Origin of the sequence: Chryseosolibacter histidinae, assembly GCF_018598225.1 — a bacterium.
GTDB lineage: Bacteria > Bacteroidota > Bacteroidia > Cytophagales > Cyclobacteriaceae > Chryseosolibacter > Chryseosolibacter histidini.
This window is the reverse complement of record NZ_JAHESF010000055.1, coordinates 12,112-36,363: the sequence shown is the minus strand read 5'-3', so window position 1 is coordinate 36,363 and position 24,252 is coordinate 12,112. Positions and strand designations below refer to the sequence as shown.

Annotated in this window: 21 protein-coding genes; 14 read left to right on the top strand and 7 right to left on the bottom strand. The window is 45.2% G+C overall.

Annotation, left to right across the window (positions count from 1 at the left end; all coding sequences use genetic code 11):
• A partial coding sequence (locus KK083_RS29475; RefSeq protein ID WP_317195256.1) for an ABC transporter permease occupies positions 1 to 784 on the top strand: 784 nt, incomplete at its 5' end.
• A 162-nt stretch (positions 785 to 946) separates the two neighbouring features.
• Complete coding sequence (locus KK083_RS29470; protein ID WP_254169745.1) at positions 947 to 1,306, top strand: hypothetical protein; 360 nt, start codon at positions 947 to 949, stop codon at positions 1,304 to 1,306.
• Between the two features lie 381 nt (positions 1,307 to 1,687).
• On the opposite strand, the gene KK083_RS29465 is transcribed toward KK083_RS29470, so the two are convergent.
• Positions 1,688 to 2,656, bottom strand: a complete 969-nt coding sequence (locus KK083_RS29465; protein WP_254169744.1) for a GlxA family transcriptional regulator — start codon at positions 2,654 to 2,656, stop codon at positions 1,688 to 1,690.
• Between the two features lie 126 nt (positions 2,657 to 2,782).
• Here KK083_RS29465 and KK083_RS29460 point away from each other — a divergent pair, with 126 nt between their 5' ends.
• Both KK083_RS29460 and KK083_RS29455 read left to right on the top strand, forming a co-directional pair.
• Complete coding sequence (locus KK083_RS29460; protein WP_254169743.1) at positions 2,783 to 3,115, top strand: VOC family protein; 333 nt, start codon at positions 2,783 to 2,785, stop codon at positions 3,113 to 3,115.
• Between the two features lie 209 nt (positions 3,116 to 3,324).
• Positions 3,325 to 3,885 (top strand): FISUMP domain-containing protein, encoded by a 561-nt coding sequence (locus KK083_RS29455; protein ID WP_254169742.1) that lies wholly within the window; start codon positions 3,325 to 3,327, stop codon positions 3,883 to 3,885.
• Between the two features lie 16 nt (positions 3,886 to 3,901).
• On the opposite strand, the gene KK083_RS29450 is transcribed toward KK083_RS29455, so the two are convergent.
• A complete protein-coding gene (locus KK083_RS29450) occupies positions 3,902 to 5,119 on the bottom strand; it encodes an SUMF1/EgtB/PvdO family nonheme iron enzyme (RefSeq protein ID WP_254169741.1) in 1,218 nt (405 codons plus the stop codon).
• A gap of 103 nt (positions 5,120 to 5,222) precedes the next feature.
• On the opposite strand from KK083_RS29450, the gene KK083_RS29445 reads away from it, so the two are divergent.
• From KK083_RS29445 to KK083_RS29400, 10 genes are all read left to right on the top strand, one after another.
• A complete protein-coding gene (locus KK083_RS29445) occupies positions 5,223 to 5,561 on the top strand; it encodes a PadR family transcriptional regulator (protein ID WP_254169740.1) in 339 nt (112 codons plus the stop codon).
• Positions 5,561 to 8,179 (top strand): ABC transporter permease, encoded by a 2,619-nt coding sequence (locus KK083_RS29440; protein ID WP_254169739.1) that lies wholly within the window; start codon positions 5,561 to 5,563, stop codon positions 8,177 to 8,179. The genes KK083_RS29445 and KK083_RS29440 overlap by 1 nt, the downstream gene beginning before the upstream one ends.
• 175 nt (positions 8,180 to 8,354) lie before the next feature.
• Complete coding sequence (locus KK083_RS29435; RefSeq protein WP_254169738.1) at positions 8,355 to 8,777, top strand: hypothetical protein; 423 nt, start codon at positions 8,355 to 8,357, stop codon at positions 8,775 to 8,777.
• A 415-nt stretch (positions 8,778 to 9,192) separates the two neighbouring features.
• Positions 9,193 to 9,483, top strand: a complete 291-nt coding sequence (locus tag KK083_RS29430) for a hypothetical protein (RefSeq protein WP_254169737.1) — start codon at positions 9,193 to 9,195, stop codon at positions 9,481 to 9,483.
• Between the two features lie 467 nt (positions 9,484 to 9,950).
• Positions 9,951 to 10,826 carry an AraC family transcriptional regulator gene (locus KK083_RS29425; RefSeq protein WP_254169736.1) on the top strand — a complete coding sequence of 292 codons (876 nt, stop codon included), beginning with the start codon at positions 9,951 to 9,953 and terminating at the stop codon, positions 10,824 to 10,826.
• Positions 10,827 to 11,325: 499 nt separating this feature from the next.
• Positions 11,326 to 12,438, top strand: a complete 1,113-nt coding sequence (locus KK083_RS29420; protein WP_254169735.1) for a helix-turn-helix transcriptional regulator — start codon at positions 11,326 to 11,328, stop codon at positions 12,436 to 12,438.
• A gap of 423 nt (positions 12,439 to 12,861) precedes the next feature.
• Entirely contained in the window at positions 12,862 to 13,317 is a 456-nt protein-coding gene (locus KK083_RS29415) for a MauE/DoxX family redox-associated membrane protein (protein WP_254169734.1), read from the top strand.
• 409 nt (positions 13,318 to 13,726) lie between these two features.
• Entirely contained in the window at positions 13,727 to 13,981 is a 255-nt protein-coding gene (locus KK083_RS29410) for a DUF6520 family protein (RefSeq protein WP_254169733.1), read from the top strand.
• Between the two features lie 98 nt (positions 13,982 to 14,079).
• On the top strand, positions 14,080 to 14,343 hold the full coding sequence (locus KK083_RS29405; protein WP_254169732.1) for a DUF6520 family protein: 264 nt from the start codon (positions 14,080 to 14,082) through the stop codon (positions 14,341 to 14,343).
• A gap of 80 nt (positions 14,344 to 14,423) precedes the next feature.
• On the top strand, positions 14,424 to 15,488 hold the full coding sequence (locus KK083_RS29400; protein ID WP_254169731.1) for a hypothetical protein: 1,065 nt from the start codon (positions 14,424 to 14,426) through the stop codon (positions 15,486 to 15,488).
• A 14-nt stretch (positions 15,489 to 15,502) separates the two neighbouring features.
• On the opposite strand, the gene KK083_RS29395 is transcribed toward KK083_RS29400, so the two are convergent.
• The 5 genes from KK083_RS29395 to KK083_RS29375 all read right to left on the bottom strand — a co-directional run bounded on the left by KK083_RS29395 (position 15,503) and on the right by KK083_RS29375 (position 23,752).
• On the bottom strand, positions 15,503 to 16,837 hold the full coding sequence (locus KK083_RS29395; protein ID WP_254169730.1) for a TlpA family protein disulfide reductase: 1,335 nt from the start codon (positions 16,835 to 16,837) through the stop codon (positions 15,503 to 15,505).
• A 55-nt stretch (positions 16,838 to 16,892) separates the two neighbouring features.
• Entirely contained in the window at positions 16,893 to 18,317 is a 1,425-nt protein-coding gene (locus KK083_RS29390) for a RagB/SusD family nutrient uptake outer membrane protein (RefSeq protein WP_254169729.1), read from the bottom strand.
• 12 nt (positions 18,318 to 18,329) lie between these two features.
• On the bottom strand, positions 18,330 to 21,716 hold the full coding sequence (locus KK083_RS29385) for a TonB-dependent receptor (protein ID WP_254169728.1): 3,387 nt from the start codon (positions 21,714 to 21,716) through the stop codon (positions 18,330 to 18,332).
• Positions 21,717 to 21,927: 211 nt separating this feature from the next.
• Entirely contained in the window at positions 21,928 to 22,926 is a 999-nt protein-coding gene (locus tag KK083_RS29380; RefSeq protein ID WP_254169727.1) for a FecR family protein, read from the bottom strand.
• A 235-nt stretch (positions 22,927 to 23,161) separates the two neighbouring features.
• The gene (locus KK083_RS29375) at positions 23,162 to 23,752 is read right to left on the bottom strand and encodes an RNA polymerase sigma factor (protein ID WP_254169726.1); all 591 of its coding nucleotides are present in this window, start codon (positions 23,750 to 23,752) and stop codon (positions 23,162 to 23,164) included.
• Between the last annotated feature and the right edge of the window lie 500 nt (positions 23,753 to 24,252).

The window sequence follows — 24,252 nt, the reverse complement described above, 5'->3', positions numbered from 1 at the left end:
CTACGACTACGTAGAGACTATGGGCATGGCACTGACCGCGGGGCGTGATTTTTCTCGCGCGCATGTTGACTCCACAAACTACCTTGTGAACGAAGAAGCGGCACAGCTCATGGGTGGCGATGTGGTTGGCAAAAAGATCAAGGTCTATGGAACAGAAGGAGAGATCGTTGGTGTTTTGAAAAATTTCAGCATGAACTCGCTTTATTCGCCTGTCGAACCCACGGTGGTCCGTTTCGATCCGCCGAGGTGTGGCCGGCTGTACGTGCGCACCAAGGCCGGACAAATTTCTGAAGCCCTCGCCAGCATGAAAGCAGTCTGCGAACAGTTCAACCCGGGTTATCCTTTCGAGTACACCTTCCTCGACCAGGTGTTTGAGCAGACCTACCGCAGCGAAACCATCATGGGCAAGCTCGCCAATATCTTTGCCGTCATCTCGGTCTTCATTTCACTGCTCGGACTTTTAGGGCTCACGGCATTCACGGTAGAACAGCGCACCAAAGAAGTGGGCATCCGTAAAGTGCTGGGTGCGTCCGTCGCCGGCATCGCGGCATTGCTTTCCAAAGAGTTCGTCAAGCTCGTGCTCATCGGTGTGGCCATTGCCCTGCCCGTTGCGGCATACCTGATGAGTCAATGGCTGCAGGACTTTGCCTCGCGGATCTCCATGCCGTGGTGGCTCTTCGCCCTTTCCGGCGCGGCGGCACTCCTGCTGGCGATCGGTACCATCAGCTTCCAATCGATCAGGGCGGCGCTCACAAATCCCGTGGATACTTTGAGAAGCGAATGACATTTCAAATACCGTAGTCCAATTACCTGAGATCGTCTTATCGGTGATTAAACAAATTCTTTCAAAATTATGTGGCATCAGAAAATACCGATTTTATTACTGGGAGCAGTTTTGTCAGCGTGTGCTTTGTTCGATAAACAGACGCGGGACCACAACAGGCAATTGAAAAATCAAAAAATACCGTCTTCCATTCTTCGAACCAGCTGGACCCTCGTATCGGCATCTGACGATCCAAGTCCCTGTCCACTGACACTGTTCTTTCAGGACAGGGGAAAGCTGATCATGAAATTCAAGGACAAAGAATTTGAAGGTACATACCTCATGGGCAACGAAAATGAGTTTCATGATATGTTTGTCGGCTTCATTCCTAAGATCGTGTGGCTGGGGGACGCGGAATGTCACACCAACCCTTCCAATTTTTCATTGTATATGAATGGAGACAATGTTAGATATAACATAGACGGAGACCTTGTGACCATAAGATCCAAAGGCAAGGAATTCAAATTCAGAAGGGCTTCATAAATAATCTGATCGCTTTGGGCGTTGCCCTGCCCACACACCTTCCTGCGCATAGGGCACGCGCTGTCCGCTCCAACAGTCCATCGCACATGCCATTTCGGTTTCCGCTCCCATCGCTAACGCGGCGGTGAGTACAGGTTCACACAATGCTGAATCTTTAAATGCATAAACGCAGAGGGCGCGGAGATGACGCAGAGGACCGCAGAGATATTTTACAGTAGCCGCGGGAATGAGCGTCAGCAAAGCCTTTGCGTTCATCTGCAGTATAAAATGCTGAGACACGAGATTCTATGTGAATGACTCTGACACCGCCATGCATTCTCTCTGCGTTCTCTGCGTCTCCTTGGCGATCTTTGCGTTATGCATTTATTCGCGGCGAAGCCGCTACCCCCCCGCATATCGCTTACGATAATCAATAGGCGACAGATCTGTAAACTTCTTGAATACCTTTCGGAATGCATCGATGTCGTTGTATCCGGTTTCATAAATGATCTCGTTCACCGTCTTCTCTCCTTTTTCCAAAAGTTGTTTGGCAAACTCCACCTTTACACGCTGAACATACTCCACTATTGAATTGCCCGTGTTCTTTTTGAAATGCCGCTCAAAAGTTCTGCGGCCCACCCCTACCTTCTCGCAGACCTGGTCAACGGAAAATGATGCCGTGGGATTGCTTTCGATCAGCTCCTGCGCCTTCAGCACTTTTTCGTCACCGTGAGCTTTCTGTCCCATGAAGATGGCGAACGCATTCTGGCTTTTTCGCTCGATGTCTATCTCAAACATCTTGGACGCCAGTATCGCGATATCCCTGCCTAAATGTTTCTGGATCACATAGAGCAACAAGTTCAGGTAAGAATATCCGCCGCCACAGGTATAGATGCCCCTTTCATCGGTAATGATCGTATCGTCAACGATCTTCACTTCCGGGAACATTGTTTTGAACTCATTCTTCGCGGCCCAGTGCACCGCGCAACTTTTGTCGCGCAACAACCCGGTGGAGGCGAGGAAAAATGAACCGACACACAGGCAAACCACTTCGGCGCTCCTGTTGTATTGCGATATCACCCAATGTTTATACTTCTCATTTTTTGAAATGGCCAGCGGGAAGTTTCCGCACAGCAGAGGGATCACGATCACATCTGTTTTTCTCACCTGGTCAAGGGTCTTGTCAACATGGATGCTGTAAAGACCTCCACCCAGTTTTGTGTTCTTGTTGACACCAACGATCTCCACTTTATAGAACTCAGGCTTTCGCTGATACCGCATAAAATCATTGATGCGTGAAAAGATCTGGTGGCTGCCGTCGATGCTCGCCAGGGTAGCATCTGAAAGCGCCAGTATCGATACGTGTTTCATATATCAAATGAACGGAAATTGGTTGTCGCAATCAACCGGTAAGATTGTCGTATTTGCCAGGTACGCGTCCGCAGTCCTGCACCTACCTTTGAAAGAAAAACAACCGTTACTTAAAACACCATCGAAATGAAATCAATAGAAGTGATCATGATCCCGGTGAAGGACCGGCAGAAAGCAAAGGAATTTTATTTGAAGCTGGGTTATCATGTTGTGATCGAAGCGTCCGACCCGCATGGCGAACCGTGGATCCAGATGGGCTTACCCGAAGGTGAAGCAACCATCTCCCTGGCCGGTTTCCATGCCGTTGTCTGTGAGACCGACAACATTGAGAAAGAAGCGCAGGAATTCAGCGCGAAAGGAATTCAAGTGGGAAAGATCGATGATACACCATGGGGCAGGTTTGCGTGGATCAAAGACCTGGATGGGAACGGCGTGTGCCTCCATCAGAAAAATAGTTGAGGCTCCGTTTTTTTGCCACGAAGGCACCAAGCACACGAAAAGACACTAAGACGCTTCGTGGATGCTTTGTGCCTTCGTGCCTTAGTGGCATAAAAACCGGAACCGCCAGTGTTTTTGCAGTCTTTTATACTTATCTTTCAATAGTACGCCGCCATCAGACTTTAACTCCTCTGTATTTCGTTATGGGCGCAAAAGATCTCTGCAACCCAATGAAGCTGCTTTTGACTATCACCCTGATCGGAGCAAGCGTGTGCTTCGTCAACGCCCAGCATGCAAACCGTGATCAGGTGAAGAAAATGTCCGATGGCAAAACGTGGACTACAAAAAATATCAACATCGATCTCCCGGGGTCTTTCTGTTATGATAGTCTCCCCTCCAACTGCGTGCAGCATGGTCGTTTGTATACCTGGAAAGCTGCTATGATGGTATGCGGCCAGCTGGGAGAAGGTTGGCGATTACCAACGAGTGACGAATGGAAAACACTCGCGAAACATTATGGCGGTATCTTCGATGATTCGAACGACAATGGAAAAGCTGCATACGTAGCGTTGACGGATGGTGGCGCATCACAGTTCAACGCACTCCTGAGTGGCGGACGAGATCTGCAGGGCGGCTACGGACGCATTGACGCCCACGGCTTCTACTGGACCGCTACCGAGACCAACGATTCCATGGCATGGTTCGCCAATTTCGGCAAAGGGCGGCCCGCGCTCTATCTTCAGAATGATGGAGAAAAACCCAGGGCCTTTGCGGTCCGGTGTGTAAAGTAGCGCCGGGCACAATACCTTATTTCTCGATCACTTCCATGAATAACCGAAAGCCAATGCTGTCATCGGCGCGGCTGTAGTTTTTCACACTCTGTATCGTCGATTCACCTGGCGCATCCCTCCAGCTGCCACCACAGGCTTTGCCTTTTTCGTCGATCATTTCTGCCACATTTCCCACCACATCGAAAAAACCCATATCGTTGGGAAAATATGAGGCCGTCCGGGCCATCCTGAACCATCCATCGTAGCTCGGCAAACGCCCCCACGCGCACGCATTCTCCACAGGGTAGGCCTTAAAATTTCCGAGGTAGCACCTTTTATGGTTGATGGGTTTATTCCTGTAGTGATAATGATTCCACCATGGATAAAGGAAGTCCTTTGTGACAGGCAGCTTGGTTTTGGGGCCCTTGAAAGTGGCCGCCGCTGTATCGTCTGTGATCACAGCCTCAACCGTGTTCTCAAACAAGTTCCACGACTGGAATTTATCATAACCTAAAGCAGCGATCTGCCACTCGTTGTGTGTGGGGAGCCTGAACTTCACCTTCCTGAACTTTTTCTTTCCCGGGTGGCTGTTATACTGTTCGGTAAGCCATTGACAAAATACACCTGCCGCGGCATGCGACATGCGCACCGCAGGAAAATCGGTATAGTCATGAACGCTGGTATCTTTTTTATCCACGGGTGGCCGATAGGGAGCAGTGTATTCACGGAACCATTTCGCGGTACTGTCATCGAGACCTCTCACATCATACTGGCATTGCTTCAGCAGGTCGTCCTGTCCATTTTCCTCCAGGTAGCTCAGAAACAGGTTGTACATGCCGTTGGTGGTTTCTTTCGCGGAGGCATAGAGGTTTCCCCTGATAGGCCGAAGTAATCTTTCAATCTCTTTCACATTCAGACTGCGCGAAGTGATGGTAACGGTTCTGAGCTCGACGGTATAATCGCTCATCAGGAATATTGCCGGATTTTTAAGATCAGCGATCTTTTTTGTTATGGTCTTATAACCCAGGTACGAAACGGTAATTGAATCGGCGGCGGCATTGGCCGGAAGGGTGAAGTCGAAGGTTCCTTCAATGCCGGCCATCAGCTCCAGCGACCGCGACTTTACTTCGATGGTGGCATTCGCCAGGGGCTGCTTTGTTTTAGCATCCAGTACTTTACCGGCTACGTTGAGGTGGTTTTCCTGGGCCAGCGCCTGCACGGCGGTGATGAACAACACGGGAATTAAATGTCTCATGGTCTTTTATAATTGGATAAACATGGTTGAAAAACGAAATAATCATCCGATTTCTTATACAAATCTATAATAAATAAATTATATTCACGTTTGTATAAGAAATATGACAACAAAAGGCAATTATCTCGGCGAGTTCGAAGAGCTGGTGCTGGTATCGGTGGCCGCCCTGATGGACGAGGCCTATGGTGTTTCCATCATGAACTACATCGCAACGGAGGCCGGAAGGGATGTGAACATCAGCGCCGTTCACGAAGTATTGAAACGGCTGCAGCGCAAAGGTTACCTCAAATCACGGATGGGTGGCGCCACCCAGGAAAGGGGCGGCCGGCGCAAGCGTTACTTCAACCTCACGGTAAGCGGAAGAAAAAACCTGGAAGAAGCCATCAGGACCAAGCTCCAGCTCTATAAACAAGTGCCAAATTTTTCTTTAAAGCTGACCTGATGAATGCACATCCTCCCAAATGGGCCGATCGTTTCCTGGCCTGGTACTGCAACCCCGAGCTGCTCGAAGAGATCCAGGGTGATGCACACGAATTATATTTCGAAAGGCTGCAACGGGAAGGTAAAGCCTCGGCCGACCGGAAATATATCTGGGACGTGCTGCGTTTTTTCCGGTGGTCAAACATCCGCCACACCACCGATGCCTTCAGGCCAGGATTCTTCGGCATCCTGTGGAATCTCAACCTGAAGATCGCACTGCGCAACGCCTTCCGGCATAAGACGGTATTCTTCGTCAAAATGGCCGGGTTATCCATCTGCCTCGCCTTTGCCCTGCTCATCACCGCCTTTGTGATCCATGAATTTACTTTTGACCACCACTATCCTGATCATCACCGGGTCTTCAGGGTAGGCACCGCTATAACGATAGAAGGCGTCACAACAAGCTACGCCGTATCTCCCGTGGCATTGGCGGAAGGGTTGGCGGAAGAGGTCCCCGACGTTGAAGCCGCCGGATGGATCATGGATGACAGCCGTCCTGTATTCACCATCGAAGACCAGACATTCAACAATGAAGTTTCACTCATCACGGGCGGCAACCTGCTTAAAGTGCTCGACTTCGGTTTCATCCGGGGAAGCGCGACAGCCCTGGACGCACCGAACACTATTGTGCTGACAGCATCAACGGCGAAAAAATTCTTTGGAGACGCCGACGCCATGGGGCAGACCATCACCTTCGGATGGACAACCCTGGAAGTTACCGGCATCATCAAAGACCCCCCGGCAAACTCGCATCTTCATTTCAACACACTGATCTCGGGCGCCACTTATGAGATGAACGACGGATGGGACAACGTCAACGCCTACACGTACTTAATGCTGAAAGAGGGCACCTCCATGGAAGATGTGCAACCGAAGATCCATACTTCGCTCCGAGATCACCAGGATGACATGATCGCCGGACGTGAACACTGGGCCAGCGATCACATCACCGTTCAACCCATCATCGAAAATATTGGCGCCATTCACATGGGCGGATATCTTGACGAGGATATCGCCCGGAAGCGTGAACGCTCAAATTTATATATCCTGATCGCCGTAACTGCCCTCTTCTTTATCACAGGGCTGATCAACTTCCTGAACTTATCCCTTGCAGAAATGACCGCCAACCTGAAAAAGACCGGCATCCTCCAGGTCTTCGGCGGATCGACGGCAGGTCATAACAAAGTGATCATCACCAACACACTTGTCACCATCATCGTTGTGGTACCGCTTACAATGCTGATCATGGCAGTTGGTTTCGTGCTCAGCGAAACGTATCTGGACATCCACATGGAACGCAGCATCTTTATGGAGCCTGTCTTCATAAGCGTGGCCGCCGGGTTTGTCACTTGCTTTGCAGCCGCCTCCCGGATAAATGCGTTCGTGTTATCGAACACGAGGGATATTGTGAATGCACTGAAGGGGAAGCTGGGCTCGGGACACAGTGGGTTTAAGGTCCGGGAGGTGCTGGTGTCTGTGCAGCTGTCGTTCTCCATGATCATGCTGGCCCTCATTGCCATCATCGTGGATCAGTTCAGCTACATCAATTCAGTCGATAAAGGTATCGAAGATAAGAACACGATCGTGGTCAAAATGCACGACGGCTCATTCTCTGATGCCACGGCATTCGTGCAATCCGTTTCCACCCTCAACGGTGTGAAGCAAGCAGATGTGAGCTCCTATTATCTTGACAATGTAGAAACGAAGGAATTTTTTGAAGTAGCAACCGACCGGGGTTCCACCAAAATGCTCGTGGCGTATATGAACTGCGGTTATGACTACCTGGAAACCATGGGCATCAGGCTGGTGAAAGGACGGAATTTTTCACGCGAGCATCATGACGACAAAACCACCTACCTCATCAATGAAACCGCCGCGAAAGAATTCGGATGGAAAGACCCGATCGGGAAAAAGATCAGCGGACCGCTAAACGCTGACCGTGACGCTGGTGAAGTCATCGGTGTTGTCAGGGATTTTCACTTCGCTTCGCTGCACAACAAGATCGAACCGCTGATCGTTTTCCTCGCGAACGAAGACTGGGGTGCACGCTACACGTATATTAAAACAAGTCCGCTTCACACCAACGAGGTCATCTCACGGATAAAAACGGAATACGGCAAGATCTATCCGGATCTCCCGTTCGAATGGGAATATCTCGATGCGCGATTTGATCATCTGTACAAAGATGATTACGAAGTGAGAGACGTATTCAAAGCGGGCCTGGCGATCTCGATCCTCGTCTCCGGCATGGGAATATTCAGCATCTCTGCCTTGCTGCTGACGATGCGTAAAAAAGAAATGGGCATCCGCAAAGTGGTAGGTGCCAGTCATGCGCAGTTGTTTGTTCAGCACCTCCGGAGTTTTATGAAGTTCACGCTGATCGCCGTGCTCATCGGATGGCCCGCGATCTACTACCTCTCCGGTCAATGGCTGGAAAACTTTGCCTATCACATTGATCTCAGCCCATGGCATTTTATCCTGCCTGCGCTGACCGCCTGCCTGATCATTGTTGCAGCATCAGGATATCATGGCATCAGGAGCTCGCTGGTGAACCCGGTGGATATCCTCAAACACGACTAGGCCAGTGGTAAAATTCAAGGAAAATCAGGGAAATTCCGGGAAAATCGAGGAGAATCGTGGAGAATCGTGGCATGCCGAACCATCACCTGTCTATGTTTGGTTCAAGCACCGCAGCCGGAGTGAGCGCGCGTAACTCGTCAGGTCTGGACGGTGCGAAACATCAAACATCAATTTTATGAACTATTCATTAGAAAGGATCAGCACAGTAGAAGCGTGCGATACGCTGCTGGCCATGGCACAAAAAGAAAAAGAGAACCTTGAACGCAGACGGCGCAACCTGGGCGAGTCGATCGGCAACTTCGATGTGCGCACCGGCGACGTAGGTAACGAGCTGGTCTCCGTGCAGGCCCTGCTTCAGACGTTCACCACGGCGTACGATTCCCTGCCCGAAGGCAAAGACAAGCTGAACATGAACCTCGAGATCAAACAGCTGGAGGCACGCAAAGCACAGCTGGATAAGAGCGTGGTTTCGTACAATGTGTCATCACTGCTGGAGAAGCAGGTCAGTTACAATTTACTCGACAGCCAGGTGCCCGTGATCGACGCCTACATGGCTGCCATTCAGAACAAGAGAACGGAATTGGGCGCTGAGGCCTGACCCGCTGTATTAGCCCCGCTGGAAGAAGCGCTGTAAAGCAGTACTCACCAGTGTCAAATTCCAGCGCCGTATCGGAGGCTGTCGTTACTGGCAGCCTCTTTTTTCCACTCGAACGTTGTACATGTACAAAAGCGTATCGCAAAAAAGCATGTACAACTTAGCATACTTACACCCTATTTAAAACATCCGTTTTATGCATTGGATACAAACCATTCGTGGGTTTTTAGAATTAAGCCGCGAAGAATTGGCGCACAACCTGCAGCTATCAACGCATACGATCGTCTCCGTGGAGAATAACCGGCGCCAGTTGCCGATAGATATTCTCCTGCCAGCTATCACACTTTATAATTTAATTAAGAGCTGCCATACACCGCCTAAATCCCAGTTTAAAGAAAACCTAAGGCACGCCTACCCTTTGAAAAGATTTCACCGTCAATGCTACCGCAGGCTGGACCTGTATGATCTGCAGCTTAAGAAAATGCAGGACGCCTATACCACAGCACACCTTCGCCTTGAGATCTATCAGTCCCTGATGCGAGCCCTGGCCGCGGCGAACAACAAGGCTGACCATGCAAGACTGAGGTGGACACAGGAGAAGATCTCCGAAGCCATGCAACAGGTTGAAGCGAACAACCCGACAGCGCAGCATCTGCTGGCAGCAGAAAAAAAGTATGATAGGTGTGCTTTGAAGAAAATTCTCTGTTGACTTATCCTAAACGAAAAAGCAGGTTCCAGACGGAAGGAACCGTGCCTTTTTCAACTATAACCTAAACTGATCATAAACAACGACAGGCCTAGCCACCGGGCCGCGACTTTAAGCAGTAAAAAATATCCAGGAACCGGGTCAGGTGAAGCCCATCTTGAGGAAAATTAAACCTAAACTTGTTCTACTATTTTGGGGGAGATTACCTGTGGAGTTACCTAATAGAAGCCCTTGTAAGTATTCCCGGTCCTGGATATACCTTAATGAGTATTGTTAAAAGTAAAAGTCACACTCCGATTCTAAAAAAATCCTAAAAAAGCATCCGATGAAAAGCGCCCGGACCGAAAAATAACCGCTAGCCAAGTAGTGATTGCATAATAAAATAATCCCGATCGCGTAAATCCATTTTCAAAAAACGTAAACGGCTTTGCCAAAAGCGTTCGGAAATTGGGGTATCAACCCCATTGGCTATGAAAACGGTTACGTATGAATTTCTCCCGGCAAAGGTTGGGGAAATTCCCAAAGGCAGGATGCACTATGTAGAACACCAGCTGGCACACAAATCGCACATCGAATTCACACCTAAACAAGATTTTCTGGGACTGGTCTTCAACCTCAAAGACAAAACGAAGTATTTATCTGAAGACGAAACAACACAAGATCTGCCCAAGCTTCATTTTAATCTGATCTATGTGCCCCAGGGCGTCATCAACCTCACCCTTGAAAAAGGATACTATGGCTGGTTTTGCGTAGAGTTCCACGTACCCTACCTGAGAACAATTGTCGAACGTTTCCCCTCCCTTGATTCCAGCCTGGCCAAAATAAGCAGCAATCATTCAGTCTTCCTCTACGATCTGCACCGCCCCATGACCCACTCCATGATCACCTGCGTTTACGAAGTAGTACACTGCGACTTCGAGGGCGACTCTCAAAACCACTACCTCGAAGCAAAATTCGTAGAGCTGATGATCCTTTGCCTTAGTCACGCCCAGGATAACGGATCACCGACAGCCCCCTCTGAGGAGATCGAAAAAATAAGGGCCGCGAATGAATACATTGAAAACAACCTGGCCTTCAAGCTTGAGGTTGGCTACCTCGCGGATGTTGTAGGCCTGCCGAAACGCAAGCTCGAAGAAGGGTTCAAACAAGTGTTCGGAACAACGGTCTCTGATTTTGTGCAGGGTGAGAAGATGAAAAGGGCGGTGATATTGCTGAGAGATACGAATATGGTGGTAGATGATGTAGCGAGTGCGTTGGGGTATCATTCTACGGCGAGCTTTATCAGGCGGTTTAAGAATAAGTTTGGATGTACGCCGGGGCAGCTGAGGAAAAAAGCTGGTGACTAATTGAAAATAATCCGTTTCGCATAAGTGGGGAGCACCACCTGCATATTTTTGGGGAGTACCTTTAATTCATCAACGTCGCGCTGCTTTGCCCCAGCGCAAATTGCCGGGCAAAAAAGAAAGTATAGAGGCCTACCCAAAGGCTTCTGCAATGGATGGCTATGATTTGAAGCATAGAAGCCCACCATGCGACTGGACAAGAAACCTGACACAAATGTTTCTAAACTTCTTAGTGTTCGATGAGCAGCCACAAAGTCACCCGCGCCCCAGCGAACCATATCGCGTAACTCCTCGCGTGCTTACTGTTAAGGACGCGCTCAATCACCAGATTGATCACACTCAGCTACACCATGATGGCGGACGTATGTCACTTTACTATCGCCGGCAATGGCATACCTGTACGAAGCGTGGAAGCTAAAATTTGCTAGTGTAAAAATCCAGGCATGGAAACGTAATATCCTTTGATCATCGATTGAAGATTTACCCATCTCCACCAGTTTTTATGGACTTCAATATTGATACCCTACGTTTTCCACTCTCATATCCCGATGACACCAACACCGGTCTTATGCATCACTGTCATGGCATTACGAAAAACGATGGTGCGGTAAGCGAGCTCCCGGTGACCGATTTCGTTGGCCTGGTATTCAATCTCCAGGAAGACATCCGCTACTATATTGACAATTCTAACCCTGGAACATTGCCCAAACGGCAGTATAACCTCGTTTATATCCCCAACGCGACCATAAAGCTGGCCAGTGAAAAAGGAAAGTATTCGATATTCTGTATACAGTTCACTGCCCACTACCTGAAAAAAATAAAAGATCATTTTCCCATTTTGACGGACTTTCTAAAAAGAGCGGAAGCGCAACCTTCCGCTGTACTGGGCGATCCCCGCCCTATTGCTCCGGATCTCTGGCATGAGATACACCTGATCCTGATAGACAAAGAGCGTACAGAAGAACACCACAAATTGCTCCTAGGCCCGAAGTACGTGACTATTTCGATGCACAGCCTTACCTACCTGGGTTCGTTTGTCCACCGTGACAAAACTGAAATTGAAAAGATCCGGGAAGGGTATTTCCAAAAGATGCTGTTAAGCGACCCTCGTCCCATGCCGCCAAAGGCATGGACTAAGATTCAAATGATCCTCGGGTACAAAGAGATCCAAGGAGAAGGCCACAAAGTTCTGTTGGGGTCACAGTACATAACTGCTTCGATGGACAGCTTGAGGCATTCGGGAGCGGTTGGTAATTTGACAAGCATTGATATAGAAAAGATCCGGAACGCGCATGACTATATTCAAAAGAACTTCAAGTTCACGTGTAGAATAAGCGATATTGCCGACATCGTTAAGTTGAATCCGAAACACTTGAAAAACGGTTTCAAAATAGTGTATGAGAAAACCGTTCATAAATTTCTTGTCGATGAACGAATGAGCAGATCGATCGTACTTTTTCGAGATACCAATATGTCTATTAAAGAAATCGCAGTTGCTGTCGGTTATAAAAACGCAAGGATATTCGCGCGCGTTTTCAAAAAACATTTCGGCTACCCGCCAGGCAAACTGCCAAAAAAAGACGGTGAACGACAAAAGAAAATCCGTTTCCCATAAGTCTCAGGTCCCTTTGGTGCACTTTTCAGAATGTACATTTACATCATCACAACGGAATGACTACTACATAGACGGTGTAGTTCAAATTCGATCAACTAGCCTTTGATGGTAGCTGGGGTTTCCGCTCCACTCCGGCTACTCTAAGGGGATCGTATTGCATAAATATTTTGGCCTTAACCTAAACGTGCGGACGGGATTATCAGGATCTGTGCTACCGTTCAGGTGGCCGAGAAGACCTGGATGGTAGCTGGATTCTGTATCGTTTTTTAATTTCATCAACTCACATTGGCAAAAACGGATTTACGAATGAGCAGTTGACAAAGATGTTGAATCCAAAATATTAGCAATAGAATGCTTATCATGGATTTGATTTTCTGCTGCCGAGACCGCACTTGTTAATGAAAATTTCCTTACTAGTCTTATATGAAGAAAAATATAGCCATTGAGATTATCTGTCTGCTATTCATATTGCTGTTTGTGTATGCGGCAGTTAACAAGTTGATGGACATGGAGAAATTTCGCGTTCAACTTCAGCAGTCGCCAATGCTTACGGCGATTGCGGGGTGGGTAATGTGGATAGTTCCAATGCTTGAAATTATAATTGCCGTCTTATTATCCTTGTCACGATTTCGGCAAGTAGCGCTGTACGCATCATATACTTTGATGGTAATATTTACTTCATACATCATTGCTATCCTGAACTTCAGCGAATACATTCCCTGTTCATGTGGCGGAGTACTATCAAGGCTCGGATGGAACGAACATTTAGTTTTTAATATAGCATTTGTAATGTTAGCCATTGCGGGATCGACATTACAAGCAAAACAGCAAATCGAAAGCAAAAATGCAATTATAATGGCTACACCTCCAGGTAACTAAAGGAATTTCTATGGATAAGCTTAAAGCGTCATTCACAACTTTGTTCTTTTGTCTAGGCCTCTTCAGCGCGATTGCGACTGAATATAGCTTCCCAACAAGTGGGATTTTTGGGAGCACCATGAATGAGGAATGTCTTGAAGCCATGAGCACTTTAGAAAGTGGCTGTGCACCCACTAATTTCGGTGTCCAGTGTACAGTACTTGTTCAAGGTTCATTCTCAACAGAAGTAGCTTCGGCTTATCACATGAAAGCATCTTCCTACATGTGCATTTCGCCTCTTTATCGATCATCATATTAGGCGCTTAATATCAAGTACGCTCAAACGAATTTTTATTGCGCGATAAAAAACAGGGGAAACCGAAAACCTGAAAGAGAGTAGGACTATTAAATCAAAGCAAACACTTAACTTATGAAAAAGTCAAAAATTGCATTGAGTATTTTTGCTTTCGTATTTGCAATCGCAGGCGCATTTGCTTCAGAAAGCCTTTTCACGAATGATTCAAAATACCAAATCAGTGGAGCGGGAGATTGTTCTTCTACATTCCAAACTGTGCAAAACAATTGCTCCACTGCAAATGGTGGACTTCAATGTACAGTGAACACCACCGGAACGCCCTTAGCTTGGGACGTGACAAACTGTTCAAGTGCCCTCAATAGGCCGTAAATATCAGCGCGCTCAATTAAATTCTTTGCGCGAAAACAGGGGAAACCGAAAACCTGAAAAAGAGTAGGACTATTAAATCAAAGCAAACACTTTAACTTATGAAAAAGTCAAAAATTGCACTGAGTATTTTTGCTTTCGTATTTGCAATCGCAGGCGCATTTGCTTCAGAAAGCCTTTTCACGAATGATTCAAAATACCAAATCAGTGGAGCGGGAGATTGTTCTTCTACATTCCAAACTGTGCAAGACAATTGCACCACTGCCAATGGTGGAGCTCAATGTACAGTGAACACCACCGGCACGCCTCTAGCATTTGACGTGACAAACTGTACAACTGCCCTCAGAAGGCCTTCTACTCCTTAATATCAGATATTGAAATTGGCAGAAGGTATTCTGCCAATTTCAATGTTGTTATTCTTCTTCTCGAAAAAAGTATTGACAATATGACTTCAAGGCAAAACGGAATTGTTTTAAGTTGCTTAGGTTTTCTAGGCATTGCATCGGTTTTTTTACTTTTTCTTCTTTCGGATAATCTAAACCATCGCAGGAATAGCTTTATTCGCTTGTTCCCGCCTCATCCGGTAGATTTACCTAGCAAGCTTGATATAAAATACAATTCTTTCTATATCGCTGGTGCGACATCGTCGCATATTTATTTAGGAAGCCAAACCGCCCCGTTCCGTTTGTTAAAAATAGATAGCTCCTTAGGTAGCGCACTGGAAGTCAACATCAGACCCGACGAAATAAAAAAATTAAAATGGAGGAATCCGCGAATAGCTGTTGATTCACCAAACTTTTTCATAATGGATGGAGTGCTCCCTGCAATATTTAAAGGCAATTTAACCACCTGGGAGCCGCAGCGTTTCCAGTTTGACAGTGCCTACTTCATAGAATCAGTGCCAATAAGTAATGCTTCATTTGGCCTAAGATCGATGAGTTCAAGAACAAACTCCTATATTCTAGGAAAGGAAGCTTTTACTCCATTTTCTACAACTTTTAATGACGCGCTCCTCCAGAAACAAATAGATGGTATTTTTTGCACTGATGGAATGCTACACTACAACAGAGCCCTGGGCTACTTAACCTACGTCTACTATTATAGAAACCAATTCATCTGCATGGATACAAATATGAACCTGATTTACCGGGGTAACACAATCGACACGATAAGCAGGGCAAAGATTAAGGTTGCCCAAGTAAATTCTACGTTAACACTCTCTGCTCCGCCATTAATAGTGAACAAGGAAAGCTGCGTTTCAGGAAATTGGTTGTTTGTTAATTCCAATCTTCTAGCCGAGAACGAGGACGCTGAATTATTTAAATCTGCTTCAGTCATCGACGTGTACGATTTGAGGAACAATACATATAAGTTTAGCTTCTACTTACTGAATACTGACAGCAAGAAAATTCGAACCTTTCGAGTCTATAATAATATGCTGATTGCCTTGTATGATCATTTTATCCTTAAATACGAACTAGTTCCAAAGTATTTCATTTCAAGTGAATAAAATAGAGCCGTTAATTATTCATTCCTTGCTTCGCTAATTACGAGCACATCGATGATCCGATGTTCCAAAGTTAGGCGCATTTTATATTTTTGAAGGGCTAAATCCAAGGCTTGACTGTTGTACACATTCGTAGAAAACTCCATTCCACCGACTTCACCTTTAAAATTGGTTTCATCGATAATTGGGAATGGTAGGTAATCGTGACGATTTGAAACTTCTCGAAGGGTTTCAATGAAATTAGTCAATTTGACCTTATTGAGTTTCACATCCGTGTCGGTTACTTTTAGTACTGCATCCCCCGACTTATATGCGATAATTGTTGTGTCGCTTGCAGACAGCACAAGGCATTTCATTCTCCTTTTCTCGACTCTAACATCAAGTTGGAAATATTTCGCTAGGTCGTTTCGCATAGTTTCCAATAATTTTTGCAAAGACTGCCTCGGTGCAATCAACTGATAGGTATAAAAATTTTGCCACTGCATTTCGCCGTCCTTTTTTGGAACATACTTTGCCGAGTCTCTAACTTCCAAAATTGTTTGCCTCAGATTGGCTAGGTTTGAATTGTAATAAAACGAGCCACAATTATCATAAGCTAACCGGAATAGGTCTCTAATCGAAAGATTCGCAGCAATAAAGTACCCCTCGCGTTTGTCTGCTGAGATTTTATGAAATTGAGGAACACCAGGTACTCTTTTTGAAAGTACCGTTTGCCATAACAAACTATCCCCAATTCTGCCATTACCATTTAAAAACAATGGCTTGCTGTAATCCAAATTCGCAGAACTGTAAGAGGCTTTTTGTGGTAGCACATAGCTTTCGTTGTTTAGTAGTTTCTGAATATTTTTCGCATTTACAACATCAGCAAGTGTTATGGAATTCACGATCCCGCTTTTATTTATCCAAACTACATGTGGTACGGAAGTGTGCTTGAATAAGTAACTTCCTAGAATTGTGTCTCCACAGACTGTTGGGAGGGTTACATTAACATTTGTAAGTCTCTTTCTTTTATCAAAAAATTGTCGTACCCGGTTCACATTTTCCTTCTGGTTCACCAGAATAATTTGGATATGACTTGCAAATTCTCTTTGAAGATCCATCATTTTTGGAAAACCTTCGATGCAAGGAGTACAGTAAGAATCCCAAAATTCAAGAATAAGTAATTTGCCTCTAAAATCCTCTAGTCTAACGGTTTTAGAAGGATAGTTAATGAGGTTAACCAAAGTGTAATTTGGAACTGGGTCGCCGACCTTTAGCGGTTGATAATCAGAACTTCTCTGATCTCCAATTTGTGCCCATCCAAAATTAGACTGAAAGAAAAGTATAGTAAGAATGAAAGTTTTTGTATTCATTACAAGTATAAAATTTAAGTGAAAGTTCCAGGATCTAGGAACTTTCACCAATTGTTTAATTGTACCCAGCATTTTGTGATAAACTTGGATTATTCTCTCTCTCTCCCTGTGGAATCGGATATAGTACATCTGTCGACTCCCAATTAGAACCTTTTATGAGCCGCATTATTTCGTCTGCTCTCGCTGTCCGTTTAAGATCAAGCCAGCGATGTCCCCACTCAGAAAAGAGTTCTATCCTACGTTCCTTTTCAATTGCCACCAACAAGTCAGGTTTAGTAATTCCTGGATTTGTTTGTTTGATCGGAGGCAACCCCGCTCTTACGCGAAGAGCATCAACATCTGAAATTGCATCGTCAATTTTACTCTGCTGCGCTCTGGATTCGGCTCTAATTAGGTACTGCTCGGCAAGACGCAAAATCATTGAATACTCAGTGATTACAGAACCGGCTTTAACCTTATATTTATATGGAAAATGGAAAATATTCGATCCGACAGTAACACTGCCAACCCAGGCAGCCTTGCGATTGTCGTTAGGTTCAAATGCGCTTAATAAATCATTTGTGAGAGCTGCGACTTGAGGTGTCGACGAGGATATAAAAATCGCTCCTTCGTTTGTATTAAAACCTGATTGAACGGGCATAAGTTGCCAAATGGCTTCAGAGCTATTAGCAAGGAAAACAGAGTTAATATCCTTCAGTGTATAAACTTGTGTATTTGAGATCACCTCAGTTGAAAGTGCTTCGGCCTTGCCCCAATCTTGCAAGTATAGATATACTCTCGCCAGAAGCGCGGTTGCAGCCCATCTATTCGGGCGAATTCTCTTACCGCCAGAAAACGAGTAATCATTGGAGAGCAACGTTTGAGCCTGTTGCAAATCAGCAATAATCTGATCATATACAGTGTTTGATGGTGCTCTGGACGCAATTCGATTAACCCTGTAATCTGTTGTTGTTATTACCGGAATATCACCAAATAGGTTTACTAAGTAGAAGTTGCAAAATGCTCTTACAAAATAGGCTTCGCCCTCAACTTGTTTTTTTAAGTCCGGCGTTATGCCAGTTGAACCGTTGAGGCCATCTAATATTGAGTTAGCATAAAATATGTACTTGTAACCTGTGTCCCATAGTTGGCTCTTCAAAATAGAATTTTTTGGAAGTATCGCGTTGTTAGAAAAACCTACGTAGTCGGCATTGGTTTGAAAGTTAATTAACTCATCCGATGAAATACCGGCGAGTACAGTTAAGCTTGATGATCCGCCACTCATAAAGCCTGAGTTACTCATCATTTCAATGTAAATGGCACTAATCGCAGATGTAACTGTTGAGTTATTGGTGAAAACAGTTGAGCCGCTTATTTGATTCTTCGGCGGGTCAATTGCAACGAATTCATCACAGGACGCACCCATGAACGTAATACCAGTGACAGAAATTACATGCAACAAATTTCCGATCAATTTATGAAAGTACATTTTCGAGTTCATGTTAAAGGATATTTAAAATGTTAACTGGATACCTGCGGCAATAACTTTTAAGGGCGGAAGGACCCGTGCATTCCGATTTTCAGGATCCATTCCTCGGTATTCCGTTATGGTGAAAAGGTTTTGCCCTACGATATATACCCTAGCCTTGTCCGCATTTGCTTTACCGATTAATTTCAATGGCAAGTCGTATGATACTGACAAATTTTTCAGCCTTACAAAAGAGGCATCGCTAATTGCTTTATTACTATTGCTTAGAAAGTTGATATAGGCATTACTTGGGTCGGACCCAAAACGCTGAGTGAACCTTTGAACGTCGGCTTGGTCACCTGAGCTTTGCCATCTATTCATTACCTCGATCGGTTGGTTGACTGCCGCACCAGGTGGGTTGCTGAAGCTGTTGAAGAAATTGTATCCTAATTGATTCACAAATTGAAAGAATAAGTCAATTTGGAGGCCCTTGTAGGTAATACTGTTTTCGAAACCTCCATAAAAGTTTTGGCCAAGGTTAATTAATGTTTGATTGTCAAGCGGCGATGATATTATTCCATCGCCATCTAGGTCAGAAAAAGTATAGACACCTGTTCCGGCATCAACTCCTAAATATTGAAATGTTTTAACAACGTTTAGGGGTTCGCCAACAACATAGGTGTTCGCATACGGCGAGCCTGCGAGATTTGGGTATTCAACTAACTTGCTGTCTGGAATAGTTAAATTTGCAGAACTTGACCAAGTAAAATTCGGAGTTTTTACGTGAGTAGCTCGTAATTCGAATTCCCAGCCAGAATTTTCAACGGTCGCGGGAAGATTATATTGAATTGAGGATTGTCCGGTAATAGCCGGTAGAGAAAATCCAACTAGTTGATTTGACGAACGATTTCGGTACCAGCTTGAGTTGAGCGAAAGACGATCTTTCAGAAAAGCTAGTTCAAGGGCTGCTTCAAATTTTTTATTTTCTTCCCATGAGTAGTCCTGATTTAGTAATCTCGTTGGAACTAGCCCTCTAATTCCATCATAAGTATTCGAAGTGGTGGAGTAAGTATTCAAGTATTGATAGTCACCGATTTGATCACTACCCGTAACGCCGTAACTGGCTCTTACTTTGCCGAATGAAAGAAAGGATAACGTATTATTAATGAATTTTTCCTCAGAAAATATCCATCCCACGCCGACGGCCCCAAAATTTGCAAACCTCTTATCTGGTCCGAATCTGCTAGACCCATCTCGACGCCCTGTTAGATTAATGAGATATTTTTCGCGCCATTTATAGCCAATACGTCCAAACAATGCATTGTACCTGTACTCACTGAAGTTGGTACTTATAATAGACACACTGCTTGCAGCCTGAATGTTTTCAATCAAAGCATCATTCGTGAAACCAAATGCACCAACGGTTTGACCTTCCTGTAGGCTGTTTTGGAAAGTGCTTCCAATAAGAATATCAACTTTACCTTGACCTAGACTTGCATTGTATTCTAATTGAGGTTCTACTATCCAGGTTGAAATACCACTGTTGCCAAAAAATGCAATACCAGTGGCTGAAGTATTTGCTGGGTTCCGCGAAGAGATAGGGTTGGTTGAAGTTTCCCGCATATTCAAATTTGTATACCCGATACTTGCCTTAGCGGATAGATTTCGAAGGATTAAGTAGCTTAAATTTCCGTTGGCGATTAAGTTATTAGTATTGCCCTTATATTTTCTTCTTAGAGCAGCTAAAGGATTAATCCAAGTCGAATTCTCCCAATTTAAGTTTCCGTTGTCATCGTAAATAGCAGGCGCGTTTGGAGCCAAGGCTATAGCTTGATTGGTGAGATCGCTGGTCAATAAATTGTTCTTATCAGCAAGATAATTAAACGATAGAGCCGCTTTGAACTTGTTATCAGGTGAAACATGGTTTATGTTCAAATGTGCGGAACTTTTTTCGTCCGCAAAATCGCCTGGAAAGACTGTACTCTGCCGATAAAAACCCCCGCCAAAAAGGAACTGAGTACTTGTATTACCGCCTGACAAAGTGAACTGTGCATCCGTCGTGTTTGCCGTTCCTCCAATTAACTCCTTCTGCCAGTCAGTATATCGACTTTGATCCCACATAGTTAGATCATAGTCTGTTGGGCCGGGGACCGCTTCATCGTTTACAAAAGCTTCTCTTCGCATTTCAAGGTACTGGTCGGTAGTAAGCAAATCCAACATATTTGTAACCTTACCAACACCCTGGTAAAAATTAAAACCAACTTGGCTTTTACCTGCCTTGGCTTTTTTTGTGGTTATAAGTACAACACCGTTACCACCTCGCGAACCATAGATTGCCGTCGCATCTGCATCTTTTAAGACTTCAATACTTTCGATGTCAGCAGGGTTGAGATTATTGAGAGGGTTAGCACCTAATCCACCAAAAATTGGCCCACCAATCGAGCTCGATGATATTGTTGTAGATGTAAACGGTACGCCATCTATAACGTACAAAGGGTCACCTACTCCAGAAGTAGATCTTAAACTGTTTCTCCCACGAACTTGGATCAAGAATCCGCCACCGGGCATGCCCGTTTGTTGTGTAATATGAACGCCGGGCATTCTGCCATGTAACGCAGCTAAAGGGTTTGATACCGGTTGTTTTTGAATTTCTTCAGAGGAAACTTGGCTTATACTACCTGTATTTTCTCTCTCCTTGACGTTCCAATAGCCAGCGTTTACTACTACTTCTTTTAATGCGGTTACATCCACCGCCATAGAAACATCAATCACCGTTCTGCCACCTACGTTGGTCTCAAAAGGTTGAAACCCGATAAATGAAAAGACAAGCACATCGCTATCTTCTGCCTCAATTCCAAATTTGCCCTCTACATCAGTTGTTGTTCCTCTGGTTGTTCCTTTAACAATAATGTTCACGCCAGCGAGTGGTTCTTGTGTCGCGGCGTCTTTCACTGTGCCTGTCACCAACACTACCGAACTCGCGTCAGTTAACTCAGCTTTCTCATCGGCCACTTTCTCAGAACGTTTTTCACCTTCTTCAGACGGAATGATAATAATATGAGCTTTGTTTTGCCGATAGTTTAGCCGTGTGTTTTGCAGCAAACGATCAAGTGCATCCTTTACAGAATATTTTCCTTCCGGAAGGTTCACCTTGGGAAAAGATTTTTCAATTGCCACATCCCATTGAAACCGAAAGTGAGTTTGCTTCTCAATCTCCAGCAACGCCTGCTTCAAGGGCTTGTTGACAATCTCAAGCTTAACGGTAGTGTTTTCAATTGACTGGCCGCTTCCCTTAGGGCTTGCCATTGTAACTAACGCCGATGTTAGAATCAGTAAATAAACTTGCGAAACTCTCATGATTAAAGCCGTTATGTTATTTCGCGCAAATGGGGTCTGTTTACGAATGAGTAGATCGGTAAAAGTATTTTTCATACCTTTAAATGTTTTTAATGGTTACCAGAATAATTATTAAAAGCACATTTGACCATCCGGCTCGACCCCGGATGGTTTTTTGCTTTTTACTTTGACTGCCACAATAGCAGCCCAACGCAGATCACATACTAGCCGCTTTGATTCAGTTTGATTCTTTCCATAGATTTTGTTTTAGGTTTTAGGTTCGTGTTGTTTTATGAAAGACTTTTTTTTACTCACATCCCTTTCCGCGAAAAGTCACAACGCTAGTAGTCTTCTCGATCTCAAATTCTATCCGCATAGCAATGCTTATTGACGTAAGCACGTCAGTCAAATTCTCATTATTCAGGAATGATCCAAAATACCGACACCTCTTCAGTGCTTCGTTTTCAAACTTGATCTTCACATTGAATTTATCGCCAACTATTTTCGCGGCTTCTTCCAGGCTCACATTGTCTAGCACAAGAAAATTGCTTCGCCATTGAACGGCTTCTTGCGCATTCGTTTGCTTCTGCACAAACTCATCCGTGCCAGTGTTGATCGCTATTTCTTCATTGGGTTTGATTTTGCCCAGGATTCTGTTTTCGTTCAGCACTTCCACCAATCCTCTTAAAACCGTGACCGTAACTTCCTGCTGATCGCTATAAGCTTTCACGTTAAATTCTGTTCCCAATACTTTCGTAGTGACTTTCCCCGTGTGAACAATAAACGGGTGTGACCGATCATGCGCAACATCAAAAGTCGCTTCACCATTGAGCTTTACTTCCCTGGTTGTCTCACCAAATGATTTTGAATGCTGCAGCTCACTGTTGTCGTTCAGCACCACCTTACTTCCATCCGGCAGCGTGACCACCTGCTTCCCTGAATAGATCTCCCAATCCAAATCATTCTGCTCAGCCAGATTTGCGTTGAACCACTCCTTCTCTTTAGCTATAAACCAAACCCCTGCAACCATCGCAATCACAACAATGGCGGCTGCGGCCAGCCAGGCGCGGGACCTTCCCATAGCGCTTAGTGAGGCACCGATGATCTTTTCAATGGCCGGATAGCTTCGCTCGGCTCTCTTTTGCGCGCGCTCAGGATCGAGCACCGCGTGTCTCGAAAGCTTCTCAGCCGTGAGCTTGTCATCATACTCACCGGATCGAAGCATTAACTCAAGTTCCCTGTGTTCTTCTTCAGAAGCAGTGCCTCTGAGTACCTTGTTCAGCAGCTCGTCAAAGTTGGGCGTCATGGTGTTGGATTTTTATTTTAGTCTGGTTTTGTGCGCGAGGATCTCTTACAATTTCAAATCCGCTCGAACTTTCACTTTATATCTCAATGAGCATTTTCGACGGTAGAAAGTCACACGCTCAGTGAAGAAATTTATAACCGATCCTTATGCTATCGTTAGCAGGTTGATGGAATGCAATGAAATAAAAATGCAGGAAGCGAGCGGTGTGAAAAATCAGCAGAAGAAAAGAAACCGATCAGCAGAGAAGAGAAGTCGGGAGAGCAAAACAGATAGAAACTACAATATGATGATGGATCCGATCCCAAATGAACGCTCGCGCATAGTGAACGTGATTCTTCACCGTGAGCGGATCGATGTTAAGCTGTGTTGCAATGTCTGCATGGCTCAATCCCTCATCGGTTGACATGGTGAAGACACGCCTTCGCTGTGTGGGAAGCTGCGCTACCGCCTGCTGAACGAGGCCGGCCAGCTCTTTTTTTCTTATATAATTATCAACGCTGTTCTCATCGAGGTCTTTTAATGAGGCAGCTTGCATTCTTACTTCCTTTTCCCGGCTACTTCGTTTGATGCAACGAAGCGCATGGTTCCGTACGCAGGTGAAGAGGTACGCTTCAAATTTATCGGCAGCTAAAAACCTTTCGCGATCGACCCACACCTGAATGAAAACCTCCTGCAGGAGATCGTCAGCTTGCTCTTCACTCCTCAACAGCAGATATGCTACCTCGCCCACGCGTGGTGCATAGTGATCGTAGAGCATTTTGAATCCTGCTGCATCGCCTTCGCCGAGAAGCTTCAATGCGCGGTCTTCATTGTAAAGAACAGTCATAATGCGAAGTAAAAAGTGGGCTAGGTTTTTACTTAAAGGAGAGTCTTCTTTTAAGTTTTATTAATGATCGCAGCAACTTGTTGCCAGTTGCTTAAAATAAAGTTAATGAAAATAATCCCGATAACGACAAAAAGAATCCCGAATTCGTAAACAAGAATTGAAAAAAATTGTTATAAAATGAATAGTTATAGTGAGCGGCTGTTATCGGGAAAAAAAGTGAAAAAAGTCAGCGGATGCACTAGTTATTGCTCGCTTCAAATTACTCCTTAAGAGATGAGAGGATCTAATTTCCGAGTGTGTCACCACTCGCATCTTCACAAACGCTTCACTGAGTAGACAATCAAACTACAGACTTACCGCTCCTCAAATCGCTGGATAGATTCGTACTTGATACGTGACAGATAAATATCAACAACGAACGTAATCGTTGTCATTGTGCTTCACAGTTATCTCTCCGCTCCGCACACTTCTCAAACTACCTCCACCACTTATTATTTCCT